This is a genomic window from Sporanaerobium hydrogeniformans (assembly GCF_002735925.1).
GTDB lineage: Bacteria > Bacillota > Clostridia > Lachnospirales > Cellulosilyticaceae > Sporanaerobium > Sporanaerobium hydrogeniformans.
In genome coordinates this window covers 140,677-157,546 of record NZ_PEDL01000006.1, presented here as the reverse complement: position 1 = coordinate 157,546, position 16,870 = coordinate 140,677, and the positions used below count along the sequence as shown (strand labels likewise).

Below are 16,870 nucleotides of genomic sequence, written 5' to 3'. Positions count from 1 at the left end.
CCATACTTATTTGCTAAAAACCGTTTTCCTCCTTCGCCATTCATGTATGCATTTACAATTTTTTTCTTGAATTCATAATCATATTTTGCCATAAAAAAACGACCTCCAATTGTTAGATTTTCAGGTCTAACTTTTGGGGGTCGGTTCATTATTAGAAAAAAGGGGCTTCTTTTTTACGTAGGGAAAAGCTATATGTAGTAAATAAAGCTATAAGACATATTGATGCGTAATCTCATCGAGAGTGGTAGAAAGACTTTTAAGTGCTTCAGAAGTGGCTAGTAGTTCTTGCAAGGTAGCCACCTGAGAAGTTGCATGGGCCTGAACCTCTTGCGTAGAAGCAGTTGTTTCCTGAGCCAGTGAAAAGACATCTTGTATAGCATGAAGTACATAATCTTTAGCAGTGACTACTTCTTGAAGCAACGCAGCAATAGTTTGGGCAGAGGCTTCTGTAGAGGCGCTAGCTGATTGGATTTCGTTAAAGTATTCTTGTGTGCGACACAGGCTAGCTTCTGTTTGCGTTTGATCCTTTATAAAAACACTCACATCCTCTGCTAAAGTTTGGATGGAAAGCATGTTTTCCTTTACTAAAGCTTCAATTTCTACGGCAAAGCTAGAGCATGTATGTGCTAAATGACGTACTTCTTCAGCGACTACGGCAAAGCCTTTTCCGTGCTCACCAGCTCTAGCTGCTTCTATGGAGGCATTAAAGGCAAGAAGATTGGTTTGGCGTGTAAGCTGCTGAAGCGTAGAGAGGATGTCTTGAATACGTCTAGACTTTTCTTCAATGTGTTTTACACGGTCCTTAAGCGTATGGAAATTATGTGTGCTTTGAGTGATCCAGTGGTGAAGGCCGTCAATACGATGGATCCCTTTAGCAATAATAAGGCTAACCTCGTTGCTGTTAGCAGCAATAATTTCTTTAATGTGTGTGACTTTTACGAGTTTATCTTCTAAAAGAGAAGAAGAGTGAAGGCTATGTTTGACAGAATCCATTTGTGACTGGGCACTTTTAGCAATGCCACAAGCTAGGGAGAGATTTTGATCACCATAGGCATTACAAGTAGCAATAAGGTGCTGCATAGACCCAGCGTCTTCTACGAGTTCCTTAGAAGTATGCTGAAGACTTTTAACAGAAAGCTTTAAGGTATTTACGAGTTCGTTAACAGCAGTGGCAATCTCAAATAAATCTTTTGTTTTAATGGTATGTACAGCAATGGAGGTAGTTAGGTTATTGGCTGTCACCTCTTTAAGTGCTTTTAAAATAAGTTGTATAGGACGCAAGAAGCGTGAGGCATAGAATAAGCCAATAAGTAAAGCAAGCGTAAGGATGAGACCTATACGAACAAGGAGTGGTAGCATGGCTTCTTGAAGGCGGTCTTTGAGATAAGAGGTTTTTACATAAGAAATCGTATTGAAGCTAGAGTGACGTTTTCCTCGATAAAAAGTGTATTCTTCATAATCGAATAGAGCTGTAAAATGAGAAGCCTTATGATTTAAAATTTGATCGCCACCTGATAAAAGAGCGACCTTACCGTTGATATAGTTTTTATTAGTAGAATTAATAATGATCCCTTTATCAAGATACATCATGACTTCTACATAGGGATGATGTATGGCTTCTGTAGCTGTACTGTAGAGGTAACTAGAGAAAGCTGCCATATCAATATCCATATGGATGGCTCCTAAAAAATTTTGCTGCTTATCTAAAATAGGACAGCCTAAGGTGATCATAAGGCGCTTCGTTAAATCATCTTGATAAGGCTGAGAGAGTATGGGTTCTTTTTTCTTTTGTTCTAAGGTATAGAGATAATTACCTTCAATATCTGCTTTCGTAAATTTAACAACGTTATCTTTAGAATAGCCTAGCATTAAGTTGGAATTTTCAAGGCGTACTTGTAGCCCAATGATAAATGGACTATTCTCAGCTAACATTTTTAATTTTTGCTCCATGCCCTCTTTGGCTATAAGGCTAGTTTGATAATAACTAAAGAAGCTATCTTGACTTAAAAGCGCTAGGAGCTGAGACTGAGCTTTTAAAATAGACTCATATTCATTAAGAAGGGAATCATTAAATTGTAAGGCAGTTTGTTGAATTTCTTCCTTTAAAGTTGTAGCCGTCTGATAAAAGAGGGTAGAAGCAAGTAGACACAAAGGACCAATGGAAATGAGAAAGCTTAACAAAATGATTCGACTCATTAGGCCAAAGCGTTTAGTTTCAGAAGGGCGGGTGGCATGGGGACGCTTTTTAAAAGGAAGAAGCTTTTGAGAATGACGATGACGGAAAACGAATGGAAACATGGTTTCTCCTTTATAAGTAAAATATTTATTATTCAAAATTAATTTTATAATAATATGAGTTTGTAAAATCTAAATTAAATATATGTAAAAGAGAGTTTAAAACAAGAAACGTTGTGTATCTTTTAGAAAATGTGTATAATAATAGAGAAGTAAGACTCTAATAAAATAATAAAAAAATAAGGTGCTTAGAAAGCTTAATAGGGAAATGCGAATTGCTGCAGCCCCCGCTACTGTAAATGAGGACTTTTTACTCAAAAAACCACTGTACGAATAAGTATGGGAAGGGGAGTAAAAGGAAAGATTCATGAGCCAGGAGACCTGCCTTATTTGAGGAATTACCCTTTCGGTGGGAAAGGAGGTAATAGAGAAACCATTTAAAGCGTCCATCTATAAGCCCCTTTCTAGGGGTTTTTTTATTTTGAAAATTTTAAAATGACCCTTTTATTGAAGTAAAGTCAAAACATGAGGAGGAACAATGGGACAATCAATTATGTTTCAAGGAACAGCATCGAATGTAGGAAAGAGCTTTTTAGTAGCAGCTTTTTGCCGGATTTTTAAAGAGGATGGTTTAGAAGTGATCCCTTTTAAATCACAAAATATGGCACTTAATTCTTATATTACAGAAGAAGGATTAGAAATGGGGAGAGCTCAAGTGGTACAAGCAGAAGCAGCAGGTAAGGTGCCCAGTGTGAAGATGAATCCCATTCTTCTTAAGCCCCATGCAGATAAACAGTCTCAGGTGATTATTAATGGGAAAGTTTATAAGGATATGACAGCAGTAGAGTACCATGAGTTTAAGCCCCAATTAGCAGAAATGATTCAAAAAGTTTTTGAGGAGATACAAGCTGAAAATGATGCAGTTGTCATTGAAGGTGCAGGAAGTCCAGCAGAAATTAATTTAAGAGATAAAGATATTGTCAACATGGGGTTAGCAGAGCTAGTAGATGCACCGGTTGTTTTAATTGGTGATATCGACCGGGGAGGTGTTTTTGCTTCTATCGTAGGAACAATGATGCTCCTTACAGAAGAGGAACGTAAAAGAGTAAAAGGAGTTCTCATTAACAAATTCCGTGGAGATGTGAAAATATTAGAACCAGGGCTTAAGATGTTAGAAGAGCTTATTCAAATCCCTGTATTAGGCGTCATTCCCTATAGTCGTGTAGATATTGAAGATGAGGATAGTTTAGCTGGGCGTTTAAATAGCCAAAAGGATAAGAGTAAAAAAGCACTGAGTGTGGAAGTGATTTGTCTGCCTCACATGTCCAACTTTACAGACTTTAATGTACTTGAAATACAAGAGGATGTGAGTCTGCGTTATGTGACCAGAGGGCAAATGATAGGTGATCCTGATCTTCTTATCTTACCAGGTACGAAAAACACCATTGGGGATTTACTCTACCTTAAAGAAAGTGGTTTAGGAGAAGCGATTAAGGCATATAGTCAAAAGGGGAAACTGATTTTTGGGATTTGCGGGGGATATCAGCTCCTTGGCAAGAAGCTTTATGATCCAAAAGGTGTGGAAATGGGGATAAGTGAGATAGATGGACTTGGTCTTTTAGATATTAGCACTTATTTTGAAGAGGAAAAGGTAACGACCCAGGTAGAAGGACAGGTGAAGACAGTAGTAGGCGACTTAGGTGAAGGCTTAAAAGATAAAAAGGTAGTGGGTTATGAAATCCATATGGGTGTAACGCATTTCGGAAAAGAAGTAAGTCCTCTTTTTGAGATTCAGAAAAAGCTAGGCAAGGAGGTTTGCTACGAGGAAGGTGCTGTTAATAAAGAAGGGACAGTAATGGGAACTTACCTCCATGGTGTTTTCGATGAAGTTGGTTTTACAAGGGGTCTTTTAAATGGTCTTAGACGTCAAAAAGGGCTCACAGAAAACAAGGAGGAAGGCATCTCCTTTAAAGATTATAAAGAGCAAGAATATAAGAAGCTTGCAGAGGTAGTGAGAAAAAATGTAGACATGGAAGCGATCTATAAAATCTTGAGGGGAGAGGAAATATGAGTATACTGTCTTTCGTGTTAGGGTATGTATTAGACCTTATACTAGGAGACCCTTATAATTTTCCCCATCCCGTGCGCCTTATTGGTAAGCTGGTTCGTAAGGTAGAAACCCTTATTAGGAGGAGAGTCACCTCAAGTAAGGGCCTGCAAATAGGGGGAGGTGTTTTGTGGCTAGTCGTTGTAGGCACAACCTTTATCACCTCTTATGGACTCATTCAGATAAGCCGCGTCCATCCTATCCTATATGGCATAGTGTCTACCTATCTAATTTATACAACCCTTGCTACCAAATGTTTAGGGCAGGAAGCCTATAAAATTTATCAGGTATTAAACACAAAGAGTTTAGAAGAGGCACGGGTGCAGCTTTCTTATATAGTAGGAAGAGATACGCAGTCTCTGAGTGAAGAAGAAGTTATTAAAGCCACTGTGGAAACAGTAGCAGAAAACACGGTAGATGGTGTGATTGCTCCTCTTTTTTATGCCTTTATAGGAGGTGCACCTTTAGCACTGGCTTATAAGGCAGTGAATACACTGGATTCTATGGTAGGGTATAAAAATGAAAAATATAAGGATTTAGGGATGGTATCAGCTAGGATCGATGATGCAGCGAACTTTATTCCAGCTCGTTTAACTGCATTATTAATGAGTATGGCTTGTGGACTTTTAAGATTAAAGGGAAGGCAAGCTCTTTCCATTGCTATTAGAGACCGTAAGAACCACAAAAGTCCTAACTGTGCTTACCCAGAAGGTGCTGTAGCGGGTGCCTTAGGGATTCAGTTAGGAGGAACGCATACTTATTTTGGGGAAGAAGTGTATAAACCAACTATTGGGGATGCTTTAAGGAAAATAAATAAAGAGGATATTTTAAAAACCAATGCCATTCTTTATACGACTTCTGGATTAAGTTTTATTCTTTTTATGTGTATGTATTTATTAGTAGTGAAATAAGATGTAAAAATAGGTCATAGGAGGTGGATAGATGAAACATTTAGGACATGGAGCAGATGGCATGCAAATGGCAAGACGCTATGGCAAAGACCCTACAGCTTTACTGGATTTTAGCGCCAACATTAACCCTTATCTACCAGAAAAACTAGAGGAGGCTGTGCTGGAAGGCCTTAAGCAAAGTAGGCACTACCCAGATAGCTGCTATAGTGAACTGAGGGAGCAGCTTGCACAGTATTGTCAGGTAGAGCCTACTCAGGTCATCCCTGGAAATGGTGCCACAGAGGTGATTTATCTCCTTATGAAAAGCTTAAAAGGGAGGTTAGGGATTTTAAATCCAACCTTTTCCGAGTATGAGCGAAGTGCGAGATTAAGTGGTTTAGAAGTTTATGATCTTTACTGGGACAAGGAAGCGGACTTTGCTTTTAATTTAGAGGAAATAAAAGCCCATTTAGAAGACTTTGATTTTCTTTTCTTATGTAATCCCAATAATCCAACAGGGCGAGTAGAAGACCTTCAGGCACTTCTTTCACTCTTAGAAGAAAGGGGTAAGCTACTTATTGTAGATGAAACCTTTATGGAGTTTGTAGAAGAGGAAGAACGGGTAAGTTTAGTAAAGAAAATAGCTACCTCCAAGCAGCTTATCATTATTAAAGCAGCAACGAAATTTTTTGGTATGCCGGGGCTACGCTTAGGCTATGCCTTAACCAGCAATAAAGCCTTAATGGAGCGAATGTACAGCTATAAAGAACCCTGGAGCATTAATAGTTTTGCAGAGGCTATTGCCAAAGTTATTTTTCAGCAAAAGGCCTATCAAGCAAGAAGTAAGGCCTATTACCAAGTGGAACGGAGACGTATACTGGGGCAGCTCAGTCAGATTCAAGGCTTAAAGGTTTATCCCACAGCAACCAACTTTATACTATTAAGAATACAAGAGGAAACAGCAGCTTGCTTTAAAGAGAAGCTTCTTGTTAAACATAACCTACTTATTCGAGATGCCTCTAACTTCAAGGGACTTGATCCACACTTTATCAGGGTAGCAATCAAGACACCAGAAGAAAATGATATACTTGTACGTTTCCTCAAAGAAGAACTAGAAGGGAGTACACATCTATGAAAAAGTTTCTCATTGCCGGTACTTCAAGTGGAGTAGGCAAAACGACTTTAACACTAGGCATTATGGGAGCTTTAAAAAAGAGAGGGCTTAAAGTACAGCCTTTTAAGGTAGGACCGGATTACATCGATACCGCCTATCATACCAAGATTACAGGACAGAGTTCACGTAACCTGGATGCCTATATGCTAGAAGATGAAAAGCTTATTTACCTTTTTAACCGAGCGATGAAGGAAAAGGAAATAGGAATAGTAGAAGGTGTAATGGGACTTTATGATGGCTATGGAATAGACATTAATAGTTGTTCCTCATCTTATGTGGCAAAGCTGCTGAAGCTTCCAGTTATACTAGTGATTGATGGCAAAGGTATGGCAGCTTCAGCAGCAGCCATGGTCATGGGATATAAGATGCTAGATCCTGAAGTGAGTATTCAAGGGGTGATTGTAAATCATGTAAAAACCCAGTCCCATTACCAGTTAATTAAGGAAGCCATTTACCACTATACAGGGGTTGAAACCTTAGGGTATTTTCCTCCCAATGAAGAGCTTACCTTAGGCTCGAGACATTTAGGTTTAATCCCAAGTCAAGAAATGGTTTATTTAGAAGAAAAATTTGACAAAATGGCAGAGGCGGCAGAGCGTTTTATCGACCTAGATCGTTTAGTAGAGCTGTGTGAGGGAGAAGAGGTTGGCTCGGCATTTCAGCCAGATTTGCCAAGGGTAAAGGGGCGTAAGCTAGGGATTGCCTATGATGAGGCCTTTAACTTTTATTACGAAGATAACCTTGAGCTACTAAAAGATTGTGGTTTTGAGCTTATTTATTTCAGTCCTATTAGGGATAAAAAGCTTCCAAAGTGTGATGCTTACTATATTGGTGGAGGTTTCCCAGAGATGTTTGGTGCAGAATTAGAAGCCAATACTTCACTTCGCCAAGAGCTAAAAGCCGCTCATGATAAAGGTATTCCTATTTATGCAGAGTGTGGTGGACTGATGTATTTGGGTGAAAGCTTACAAGCTCAAGAAGCAAAAAGCTATGCTATGGTAGGTATCCTTGAAGGAAAAAGCTACATGACAGAAGGGTTAAAACGCTTTGGATATTGTGAAGCACAAGCCAAGGTGCCAACCTTACTTTCTGATAAAGGTGAGGTGTTAAGAGGTCATGAGTTTCATCACTCGGAATTTGAGACATCAGTAAAAGGTGCCTATACTATGCGAAAAAGACAAAAAAAGCAAGTCACTAAGGAGTGGCAAGGTGGTTTTTGTAAAGGAAATACATTAGCAACCTATCTCCATCTTCATTTTTATACCCAGCTCAGAGCTTTAGAAAATTTTATACATGTCATAGAAAAGAGAAGAACTCTTTAAGACGGAAGGAGTACACATGGAGTACATTCAAAATCCCAATTTAATTGAAGAAAATAGTTTTATCATGATTGAAGAGATTATTCGCCAGATTCGTCCCAACTATCAGTTTAAAAATGAGATAGAGGAAAAGATTATCAAAAGAGCCATTCACACCACCGCTGATTTTGAGTATCTGGACATTCTTGAAATAAAAGAAGGTGTGATTGAAGCCATTACAGAAGCTCTTAAAAAAGGAGCGACACTCTATACAGATACAACAATGGCATTAAGTGGAATCAATAAAACAAAGCTTAAAGCGTTAGGCTGTGAAGCAAAATGCTATATCAGTGACGAAAGAGTGGTAAAGCTAGCAAAAGAAAAAGGCATGACCCGTTCGATGGCAGCTGTAGAAGTAGCAGCAGCTGAAGAGGGAGAAAAAATCTTTGTGATTGGTAATGCGCCCACAGCTCTTTATAAAATCATGGAGCTTACAGCAGAAGGCAAACTTGCACCTGCAGCCGTCGTAGGTGTTCCAGTAGGCTTTGTAGGAGCCGCAGAATCTAAGGGAGAGCTGGCACTTACCACTATCCCATCTATCACAGCTCAAGGGAGAAAAGGAGGCAGTAATTTAGCTGCAGCTATTGTCAATGCCATCCTGTATGCACTTTAAAATGGACGAGTATGTTTATATAGACGGCAAGCCTTATAGAAGGGGTTATACCACCGGTTCTTGTGCCACAGCAGCTGCTAAAGCAGCTGCCACCATCCTTCTTACAAAGGAGCTTATTTCTACTATCTCTATTGATACACCTAAAGGCATTCCTCTTACCTTAAAGGTAGAAGATGCCCAGCTAGAGGGGGATAGGGCCAGTTGTGCCATTCGTAAAGATGGTGGAGATGATAAAGATGCTACCCATGGTACACTTATTTATGCCAGTGTACAAATGAGAGAGGGAGAAGCCATTTGCATTAAAGGTGGAAAAGGTGTGGGCATTATTACAAAGCCAGGCTTAGGTGTGGGTGTAGGTGAGGCAGCCATCAATAAGGTACCACGTGAAATGATTCAAAGAGAAGTCCGCTCGGTAATCGGCAAAAGAGGCATGGAAGTTACTATTGAAGTGCCAGAAGGAGAAAGCATTGCCAAAAAAACCTTTAACCCTCGACTAGGCATTATAGGAGGTATTTCGATTATTGGCACAAGTGGCATTGTGGAGCCTATGTCAGAGGAGGGCTGGAAAAGGTCTCTCTCTTTAGAGCTAGAAATGAAAAAGGCGGTAGGCCTTAAAAAAATTGTGCTGGTAGGAGGCAATCATGGGGAACGCTTTGCCTTAGAGGTATTAGGTTTAAATCCACAGTATGTAGTAAGAACCAGTAACTTTGTAGGCTATATGCTTTTAGAAGCTAAAAGGTTAGGATATGAAAAAATACTGATGCTTGGTCATTTAGGAAAGTTTATCAAAGTAGCAGGTGGAATCTTTCATACCCATAGCAAGGTAGCCGATGCAAGAGCAGAGATCCTTACAACCCACTTAGCTCTTATGGGAGCGCCTTACGAGCTTTTTAAAAAAGTTTATCATTGTGCAACGACAGAAGAAGCCATAGAGTTTATAAAGGAAGCAGGCTATAGTGAGCTCTTTTATCATTTAGCCAATAGATGTAAGGAAAGATGTTTGATGCATTTACAAGAGGAAGAAGTAACCTTAGAAGTACTACTCTTTTCCTTACAAGGTGAAAGACTTGGAGTATCTAGTGGCTTTAACCAGTTAATGGAGGAATTCAAATGATACATGTAATCGGTATGGGGCCAGGAGAAGGGGGTTATATCACCGAACTTGGGAACCAGTTATTAGAAAAAGCAGATCTTATCATTGGGGCGACTAGGCATTTAGAAGCAGTACCTCCTCAGTGTAAAGGACTGAAAAGAGCATTAGATCGAAAGCTAGAGGAGCTGACGCTCTTCTTAAAAGGAAACCTTGAAAAAGAAGTGGTGGTTTTAGCCAGTGGAGACCCTTTGATCTATGGGATTGGTAAGTATTTAAGTGAGCAGCTTCCTAAAGAGTATTTACATATTGTTTCAGGGATTAGTAGTATCCAATATTTCTTTTCGAGATTGCAAATGGATATGAATGACCTTTATATCACCAGTACCCATGGCAAGGTGCCTCACTTTGACCAGCTTCTTAGTTTTGAAAAAGTTGCATTAGTGACGGATCAGCACATAGGTCCTTATGAAATTGCACAGGAAATTTTAAAGCGCAGCTTAAAAAAGACTTTGTGGATTGGTGAAAACCTTTCTTATGGAGATGAAGTGATTAGCTGCCTTAAACCGGAGGAAATAGAAAAAGAGCGTATTTTTAAGCGCAATGTGGTGGTGATACTAGATGAAAAATAGTGCATTTATAACGGGACAAGTGCCGATTACTAAGGAAGAAGTAAGAGCCATTAGCCTTAATAAGCTCGAGCTTAAAAATAAAAAGAGCTTTTTAGATATTGGAGCAGGAACAGGTACAGTAGGGATTGAAGCGGCACACACTTATCACCAGCTTACAGTATGGGCTGTGGAACAAAACCCAAAAGCTATTGAAGTGATTAAGAAAAATGTGGATAAGTTTAAATTATCTAACTATAACCTGATTGAAGGAACAGCGCCCATGCCCTTCAGGGGAACAGTAGATGCTATTTTTGTGGGTGGAAGTAGTGGTAAGCTAGAGGAAATTATGAAATGGAGCTATGAGCTTTTAACCCCAGGAGGACACCTGGTAACTAATTTTTTACTCATTGAAAATTTTTATGAGGCGTTAGGAATTTTAAAGCAGATAGGTTTTAAAAACGTTGAAGCCACCCTGCTAAGTGTATGCAAGCTTGAGAAATTAGGACAAGGGGAATACTTTAAGCCCTTTAATCCTATCTACATCTTATCGGGTCAAAAGGAGGAAGGTTGTTATGAATAAAGTACATTTTGTAGGAGCAGGACCAGGAGATAAAGAATTAATTACTCTAAAAGGGTATCGTCATTTGCAAACAGCAGATATTGTGATTTATGCTGGTTCTTTGGTAAATCCAGAGCTTCTTACTTACTGCAAGCCAGAGTGTGAGATCCATGATAGTGCTTCTATGGATTTAGGGCAAATCATAGAGGTAATGGAAAGAGGTTTAAGAGAAAATAAAAAGGTCGTTAGATTGCAAACAGGTGATTTTTCCATTTATGGGTCTATTCGTGAACAGGCTGAGGAATTAGGTAAGTTAGGACTTCAATATGACTGCACACCAGGTGTCAGTTCCTTCTTAGGGGCAGCTTCGGCATTAGGTGCTGAATATACAGTGCCAGAGGTATCACAAAGTGTGATTATTACAAGGGCAGAAGGGAGAACACCTGTACCCAGTAAAGAGTCTATAAGAAGCTATGCACAGCATCAAACCTCTATGGTCATCTTTTTATCTGTTCAAATGATTGAAAAGGTAGTAACAGAACTAATAGAAGGGGGCTATAGAGAGACTACGCCGATTGCTATTGTGTATAAAGCGACTTGGCCAGATGAAAAAATCCTAAAAGGAACACTTAAAGATATTGTTCAAAAAGTAAAAGAAGATGGGATTACTAAAACAGCTCTTATTTTAGTAGGTGAATTTTTAGGAGATACCTATAACTATTCCAAGCTTTACGACAAGGACTTTAGTCATGAGTACCGAGGCTAAAAAAATAGCTCTTTTAGCACTCACCCCTCAAGGCTTTAGCCTAGCTTTAAGGTTAAGCGGTTGTTTTACCATGCCTCACCTTTATATCGCTTCTAAACTTTTAAATGAGACTAAGCATCTAGAGGCTTATACCTCTTTTAAAGATGAGGAGAAGGCAGAAGCTATTTTTCCTATTGAAGGCAGATTAGGTGAGGTAGTAGGAGAGCTTTTTACACGTTATGAAGCACTGATCTTTATTATGGCAACGGGTATTGTGGTACGTTCCATTGCGCCTTATGTACAAGATAAGCTTTTAGATCCAGCCATTTTAGTAATAGATGAAAAGGGACACAACGTGATTAGCCTTTTAAGCGGGCATGTAGGTGGCGCCAATGCCCTTACTTTAGAGGTGAGTGACTATTTAGGAGCAAATCCTGTTATTACAACTGCAACAGATGTCAATCAAAAGGGAGCTCTGGATTTATTAGCTCAAAGATTAGGTGTGCCTTTAACACCTATTAGAAGACAGCTAAAAGAAGTGAATGCACTTTTAGTAGCAGGAGAGAAGGTTGCTCTCTATAGTGACCTTCAAGTCAACTTAGAAAAGCTAAAGGAAGCAGAAGGTTTTACTTTATTCCATTCCTTAGAAGCCTTTTTAAGTGAAGAGACTTTAAAAGAGTATAAAAAATTGATTTATATAACGTATAAAAAAGTAGGAATACAGGATGAACTTCCTATAAGAGAAAGGTCAAAGGTGCTCAAGCTCACTCCTAAAAATCTTGTTTTAGGGGTAGGTTGCCGTAAAGATACACAGCCTTTGCATATGCGTGAAGTCTTTGAAGCCTTTTTAGTTAAAGAGGATTTGTCTAAAGAAGCTTTTTACCAAATAGGAAGTATAGATATTAAAAAGGATGAACAGGCAATTAGGACGCTTGCTGAGGATTTAGCCCTTCCCTTTATTACCTTTTCCAAGGAAGCTATTAAAGAGGTAGAAGAGCAGTTTGAGAAATCCGAGTTTGTAAAAAAACAAGTAGGTGTATACGCTGTAGCCGAGCCAGTTGCCTATCTTTTAAGTGGGCACTTACTTATAGAGAAACAAAAATATGAAGGGATTACCTTTGCTGTCGGGAGGATAAAAAATGATTGAAATTATAGGAATCGGACCAGGTTCTAAGGCGACAATGACGTTAGAAGCTATTGAGGCTATTGAAAAAGCTGAGGTGATTATTGGGTATAAAACGTATATTGACCTTATTAAAGAGATGCTACAGGACAAACAAATTGTGAGAAATGGGATGCGCCAAGAAGTAGAGCGGTGTAAAGAAGCCATTGAAATCGCCAAAACAGGCAAACGTGTAGCGGTAGTAAGTAGTGGAGACAGTGGGATTTACGGAATGGCGGGACTTATTTTAGAGCTTGTAACAAAAGAGGGCTTAGATTTACCCGTTAAGGTGATTCCAGGGGTAACAGCCAGTATTGGTGGAGCCAGTATACTCGGTGCACCGATTATGCATGATTTTTGTCATATTAGTCTAAGTGATTTATTAACACCTTGGGAAGTCATTGAGAAAAGATTACGTTTAGCAGCTGAAGCAGATTTTGTGATTTGCCTTTATAACCCACGTAGTAAAGGCAGAAGTGGACATTTAGAGAAGGCCTTCGAAATCATGGCACCGTATAAAAATCCCAATACCCCAGTGGGGATTATTAAAAACATCGGAAGAGCAGAGGAAGAAAAGTGCATTATGAAATACGGTGAGATGAATTATGAGCAGGTGGACATGACCACTATGGTCATTATTGGAAATAAATCCACTTACACAGCAGATGGTTATATGATTACACCAAGGGGTTACAGTGTATGATTTTAGTTCTAGGAGGGACTTCAGATAGCTTACAAATTTGTGAACGGCTTAATAAGCGGCAACAAGCCTATTTGGTTTCAGTGACCTCAGCTTATGGGAAAGAACTTTGCCTGCCTTATACAGATCAGGTACAGCTAGGTAAGATGAATGAACATGAAATGAAAAGCTTTCTTCTTGAAAATCACATTGAGACAGTGATCGATGCCACCCATCCTTATGCCATAGAGGTATCCCAAATTGCTCAAAAAGTAACACAGGCCCTTAACGTGACCTATAAACGTTATGAGCGTCCTTCGCTTTTAGAAGAGATGAGCTACTCTAAGCTACATGTTGTTTCCTCACTTGAGGAGGCCTGTGAGCTAGTAGCAAGCCTAGGAGAAAGAATTTTTCTTGCGACAGGTAGTAAGCATTTGGCATTTTTTAAGGAGAGGCTAGGACATAAAATGCTGTTTGCTAGGGTATTGCCAACGAGTCAGGTACTTGGCGAGTGTGAAGCATTAGGCTTTCAGGCAGACCACCTTATTGCGATGAAAGGACCTTTTAGTGAGGACATGAACCGTGCTTTTTTTTCAGCCACTTTATCAGATGTGGTTTTAACAAAGGAAAGTGGCAAGGAAGGTGGATTTATAGAAAAGGTTGAGGCAGCTAAAGCCTTAGACATTCCCATCGTAGTGATTAAAAGACCCTGTTTCAATTATAGATGTGTTTTTCATCATCTTGATGAACTTATAGAGAGTCTCTAGCAAGAAATGTGAGATATAAAATAAAGACCAAATAATCAAATAGAACTACAAGCAAAGTGAAACGACACCCGTTAAACTAAAAAGAAACGCTAAAGAGAAAGGAAGAAAACCATGAAAAAAGCCTTACTTGTTATAAGCTTTGGAACAACCTATAAAGAAACCCGTGAAAAGACTATTGAAGCCTGTGAAAAAGACTTAAGTGTAGCTTTTCCAGGCTATGATTTTTTTAGAGCCTATACGTCTTATATGATTATTGAAAAGCTTAAAAGGCGTGATAACCTTATCATCGATACACCTTTTGAAGCACTAGAACGTATTAAAGCTTTAGGCTATGAAGAAGTAGTTATCCAATCTTTACATATTATTTGTGGTGATGAATATGATAAGATGAAAGCTTCTATTGAACCCTTCAAGGAAAGCTTTAAGTCCCTTTCCATTGGTAGACCACTTCTTACAACGATTGAAGATTATGAGAAAACCGTGCAGAGTGTAGCAAAGGAACTACCCTCTTTAAAGGAAGATGAAGCCATTGTATTTATGGGACATGGCACAACCCATCCTTGCTTTAGTGCTTATTGTGCACTCGAACATGCTTTTAGAAAGCAAGGCATTCCTGTCTATATGGGAACGGTAGAAGGATATCCTACCTTTGAGCATGTTTTAGAAGATTTAAAGGCAAAAAGTATTCGTTTTGTTTATCTCCTACCTTTTATGCTAGTTGCAGGCGATCATGCAGAAAATGATATGGCAGGAGAAGAAGAGGATTCATGGGTGAATCAGCTTCTTAAAGCGAACATCCAGGTAGAAGTACTTTTAAAAGGTTTAGGAGAGAATGCTTTTATAAGAGAATTATTTGTAGAGCATGCTAAAGAAAGCTTAAAGGCTTAAGGAGGAATCAATATGGCAAAATTTTATGGTATTGGAACGGGACCCGGAGACCCTTCCTTACTTACTTTAAAGGCAGTAGAGGTATTTCATCAGCTTGATGTTTTATACACTCCAGAGGCACAAAAGGAGGGAGGAAGCTTAGCTTTTTCCATTGCTAAACCCCATTTAAAAGAAGAGCTTTTGATTAAAGAGCGTCATTTCCCTATGACCTTTAATGTGGAGGAGAAGGATAGGGAGTGGCAAAGGGTAGCTGATGAAATTATTGAAGATGTTAAACAAGGTAAAAATGTAGGTTTTATTACACTAGGTGACCCTATGATCTATAGTACTTATGTGTATATTATGAATAAGTTAAAAGATCAGGTAGCTATTGAGACAATACCTGGCATCTCTTCTTTTTCAAATATTGCATCCAGTCAAAATTTCCCATTGGTTATGGACAAGGAGCCTCTTATCATCTTACCTTGTACAGCGGAGAAAGAGATCATTGAAGAAGCGATGAAAAGTTATAGTAACTTGGTACTTATGAAGGTATACCGTCACCTTGAGTCCATTGTAAGCATGTTAGAAAAATATGATTTATTAAAGTCAGCTATTTTAGTAAGTAATTCTTCTCAAGAGGGAGAGACTGTTTATACGGATTTAAGTGATATACATCTAAAAGAAAAAATCTCCTATTTCTCTACCATCTTAGTAAATAGGAGCAATCTTGGTTAGAAAGTAGGCGAAGACTATGAATATTGGGATGGTAGGTGTGAATCATTTATGTCCTATCGAAATAAGAGAGAGTGTTTCTTTTACACAATCCCAAAAAAAGGAGCTTTTCCATAAAGCGAAGGAGCAGGGGATAGAAGAAATAGTCATCCTTTCAACCTGTAATCGAAGTGAAATCTATATTTGGGGGAGTGAGCTTCAAACAGGAGTCACCTTTTTTAAGAACTTCTATAAAAAACGAATGGGAGTAGGGGAAGCAGAGGATTACCTAAGTATTTACAAAGGAAAAGATGTTCTTAAGCACCTATATGAGGTAGCCATAGGTCTCGATTCATTGGTATTAGGAGAAGACCAAATATTAGGACAAGTAAAAGAGGCATGGGAGCTAGCTAGAGAAGAAAAAGGAAGTGGAAAGCTACTTAATAAAATTTTTAGAGAAGCTATCACAACGGCTAAAAGTATCAAGCATCAGCTAAAAATCTCGGAGCATCCCCTCTCTATTAGTTATGTAGCAACGAAGTTTTTAAAACAGCAATTAGGTGATTTAGAAGATAGGAAGTTGCTTGTTATAGGAGCAGGTAAGATGAGTCAATTGGTGCTTAGCTATTTACATGAGGAACACGTAGGGAAAATTTATTTATCCAATCGTACCCATGGTAAGGCGAAGGCTCTTGAAAAAAGCTATGAAGAGATAGAAATTATTGCTTATGAAGACCGCTATAACCTGTTGCCAGAGGTGGACGGGGTGATTTGTGCGACAGCTTCTCCTCATATTATTTTGAGAAAAGAAAAGCTTCCTACTCTTGTAAAACCGCTCTGCTGTATTGACATTGCACTTCCAAGAGATATCGACCCACGTATAGGTGAGATGCCTCATGTTAGTTTGTTTGATATTGATAGTTTGAAAAATGTCTGTGAAACCAATAATCAAAGAAGGCAAGCTCTTGCGAAAGAAGCAGAGATACTTATAGAAGAAAAAATAGAAGTGCTAATGAATTGGTTAGAGCATTCCGATATGGATAGTGCATTAAAGCTTTTAGATGAAACTAAAAAATCGATAGAGCAAGATACCTTAGAGGTCATTTATAAAAAGACACATTTATCAGAAGAGGATAAAAAGGTTATTGAAAAGATGTTGGGAGCAGCCCTTAATAAATTTGTAAGAATGCCAGCTAAAAAGCTTAAGCAGCTAGAAAATGATGAAAAACGTAAGCAATATTTGGAAGCAGTAGAAACTCTTTTTAGGCGTGAAGGGTAAAAGAGTTTAAAAATATAAAA

At 38.8% G+C, this 16,870-nt stretch carries 16 protein-coding genes and 1 riboswitch; of the genes, 15 read left to right on the top strand and 1 reads right to left on the bottom strand.

Translation table 11 applies throughout. From position 1 onward, the window contains the following. Nucleotides 1–207 precede the first annotated feature (207 nt). Nucleotides 208–2,298 (bottom strand): methyl-accepting chemotaxis protein, encoded by a 2,091-nt coding sequence (locus CS063_RS08265; protein WP_099449222.1) that lies wholly within the window; start codon nt 2,296–2,298, stop codon nt 208–210. A gap of 162 nt (nt 2,299–2,460) precedes the next feature. Then, nucleotides 2,461–2,638: riboswitch (cobalamin riboswitch) on the top strand. A 135-nt stretch (nt 2,639–2,773) separates the two neighbouring features. Between CS063_RS08265 and CS063_RS08260 the strand changes: the two genes are divergently transcribed. The 15 genes from CS063_RS08260 to hemA all read left to right on the top strand — a co-directional run bounded on the left by CS063_RS08260 (nt 2,774) and on the right by hemA (nt 16,850). Further along, nucleotides 2,774–4,306: a cobyric acid synthase gene (locus CS063_RS08260; RefSeq protein ID WP_099449221.1), complete on the top strand. Its 1,533-nt coding sequence runs from the start codon at nt 2,774–2,776 to the stop codon at nt 4,304–4,306. Further along, a complete protein-coding gene (gene cbiB / locus CS063_RS08255) occupies nt 4,303–5,253 on the top strand; it encodes an adenosylcobinamide-phosphate synthase CbiB (RefSeq protein ID WP_099449220.1) in 951 nt (316 codons plus the stop codon). The genes CS063_RS08260 and cbiB overlap by 4 nt, the downstream gene beginning before the upstream one ends. A 31-nt stretch (nt 5,254–5,284) precedes the next feature. Next, a complete protein-coding gene (gene cobD, locus CS063_RS08250) occupies nt 5,285–6,367 on the top strand; it encodes a threonine-phosphate decarboxylase CobD (protein ID WP_099449219.1) in 1,083 nt (360 codons plus the stop codon). Next, nucleotides 6,364–7,728 (top strand): cobyrinate a,c-diamide synthase, encoded by a 1,365-nt coding sequence (locus CS063_RS08245; protein ID WP_099449218.1) that lies wholly within the window; start codon nt 6,364–6,366, stop codon nt 7,726–7,728. Before cobD ends, CS063_RS08245 begins: the two co-directional genes overlap by 4 nt. 16 nt (nt 7,729–7,744) lie before the next feature. Continuing rightward, nucleotides 7,745–8,377 (top strand): cobalt-precorrin-8 methylmutase, encoded by a 633-nt coding sequence (locus CS063_RS08240; protein ID WP_099449217.1) that lies wholly within the window; start codon nt 7,745–7,747, stop codon nt 8,375–8,377. A 1-nt stretch (nt 8,378) separates the two neighbouring features. Next, on the top strand, nt 8,379–9,491 hold the full coding sequence (cbiD, locus tag CS063_RS08235; RefSeq protein ID WP_099449233.1) for a cobalt-precorrin-5B (C(1))-methyltransferase CbiD: 1,113 nt from the start codon (nt 8,379–8,381) through the stop codon (nt 9,489–9,491). Then, a complete protein-coding gene (locus CS063_RS08230) occupies nt 9,488–10,099 on the top strand; it encodes a cobalt-precorrin-7 (C(5))-methyltransferase (RefSeq protein ID WP_099449216.1) in 612 nt (203 codons plus the stop codon). Before cbiD ends, CS063_RS08230 begins: the two co-directional genes overlap by 4 nt. Then, a complete protein-coding gene (locus tag CS063_RS08225) occupies nt 10,089–10,658 on the top strand; it encodes a decarboxylating cobalt-precorrin-6B (C(15))-methyltransferase (protein WP_099449215.1) in 570 nt (189 codons plus the stop codon). The genes CS063_RS08230 and CS063_RS08225 overlap by 11 nt, the downstream gene beginning before the upstream one ends. Beyond that, complete coding sequence (locus CS063_RS08220; protein ID WP_099449214.1) at nt 10,651–11,403, top strand: cobalt-precorrin-4 methyltransferase; 753 nt, start codon at nt 10,651–10,653, stop codon at nt 11,401–11,403. Before CS063_RS08225 ends, CS063_RS08220 begins: the two co-directional genes overlap by 8 nt. Beyond that, entirely contained in the window at nt 11,387–12,529 is a 1,143-nt protein-coding gene (gene cbiG / locus CS063_RS08215; protein WP_099449213.1) for a cobalt-precorrin 5A hydrolase, read from the top strand. Before CS063_RS08220 ends, cbiG begins: the two co-directional genes overlap by 17 nt. Beyond that, a complete protein-coding gene (gene cobJ, locus CS063_RS08210) occupies nt 12,522–13,247 on the top strand; it encodes a precorrin-3B C(17)-methyltransferase (RefSeq protein ID WP_099449212.1) in 726 nt (241 codons plus the stop codon). Before cbiG ends, cobJ begins: the two co-directional genes overlap by 8 nt. Further along, complete coding sequence (cobK, locus tag CS063_RS08205; protein WP_099449211.1) at nt 13,244–13,990, top strand: precorrin-6A reductase; 747 nt, start codon at nt 13,244–13,246, stop codon at nt 13,988–13,990. The genes cobJ and cobK overlap by 4 nt, the downstream gene beginning before the upstream one ends. A gap of 111 nt (nt 13,991–14,101) precedes the next feature. After that, on the top strand, nt 14,102–14,878 hold the full coding sequence (locus tag CS063_RS17855) for a sirohydrochlorin cobaltochelatase (protein WP_308415463.1): 777 nt from the start codon (nt 14,102–14,104) through the stop codon (nt 14,876–14,878). 12 nt (nt 14,879–14,890) lie between these two features. Then, a complete protein-coding gene (locus tag CS063_RS17850) occupies nt 14,891–15,595 on the top strand; it encodes a cobalt-factor II C(20)-methyltransferase (RefSeq protein WP_308415462.1) in 705 nt (234 codons plus the stop codon). A gap of 16 nt (nt 15,596–15,611) precedes the next feature. Further along, nucleotides 15,612–16,850, top strand: a complete 1,239-nt coding sequence (hemA, locus tag CS063_RS08195) for a glutamyl-tRNA reductase (protein WP_099449210.1) — start codon at nt 15,612–15,614, stop codon at nt 16,848–16,850. The last annotated feature ends 20 nt before the right edge of the window (nt 16,851–16,870 follow it).

Excerpts from the sequence above, each read along its gene's own strand:
- CS063_RS08265 (WP_099449222.1), bottom strand. The coding sequence starts at position 2,298 with ATGTTTCCATTCGTTTTCCGTCATCGTCATTCTCAAAAGCTTCTTCCT.
- CS063_RS08260 (WP_099449221.1), top strand. The coding sequence starts at position 2,774 with ATGGGACAATCAATTATGTTTCAAGGAACAGCATCGAATGTAGGAAAG.
- cbiB (WP_099449220.1), top strand. The coding sequence starts at position 4,303 with ATGAGTATACTGTCTTTCGTGTTAGGGTATGTATTAGACCTTATACTA.
- cobD (WP_099449219.1), top strand. The coding sequence starts at position 5,285 with ATGAAACATTTAGGACATGGAGCAGATGGCATGCAAATGGCAAGACGC.
- CS063_RS08245 (WP_099449218.1), top strand. The coding sequence starts at position 6,364 with ATGAAAAAGTTTCTCATTGCCGGTACTTCAAGTGGAGTAGGCAAAACG.
- CS063_RS08240 (WP_099449217.1), top strand. The coding sequence starts at position 7,745 with ATGGAGTACATTCAAAATCCCAATTTAATTGAAGAAAATAGTTTTATC.
- cbiD (WP_099449233.1), top strand. The coding sequence starts at position 8,379 with ATGGACGAGTATGTTTATATAGACGGCAAGCCTTATAGAAGGGGTTAT.
- CS063_RS08230 (WP_099449216.1), top strand. The coding sequence starts at position 9,488 with ATGATACATGTAATCGGTATGGGGCCAGGAGAAGGGGGTTATATCACC.
- CS063_RS08225 (WP_099449215.1), top strand. The coding sequence starts at position 10,089 with ATGAAAAATAGTGCATTTATAACGGGACAAGTGCCGATTACTAAGGAA.
- CS063_RS08220 (WP_099449214.1), top strand. The coding sequence starts at position 10,651 with ATGAATAAAGTACATTTTGTAGGAGCAGGACCAGGAGATAAAGAATTA.
- cbiG (WP_099449213.1), top strand. The coding sequence starts at position 11,387 with ATGAGTACCGAGGCTAAAAAAATAGCTCTTTTAGCACTCACCCCTCAA.
- cobJ (WP_099449212.1), top strand. The coding sequence starts at position 12,522 with ATGATTGAAATTATAGGAATCGGACCAGGTTCTAAGGCGACAATGACG.
- cobK (WP_099449211.1), top strand. The coding sequence starts at position 13,244 with ATGATTTTAGTTCTAGGAGGGACTTCAGATAGCTTACAAATTTGTGAA.
- CS063_RS17855 (WP_308415463.1), top strand. The coding sequence starts at position 14,102 with ATGAAAAAAGCCTTACTTGTTATAAGCTTTGGAACAACCTATAAAGAA.
- CS063_RS17850 (WP_308415462.1), top strand. The coding sequence starts at position 14,891 with ATGGCAAAATTTTATGGTATTGGAACGGGACCCGGAGACCCTTCCTTA.
- hemA (WP_099449210.1), top strand. The coding sequence starts at position 15,612 with ATGAATATTGGGATGGTAGGTGTGAATCATTTATGTCCTATCGAAATA.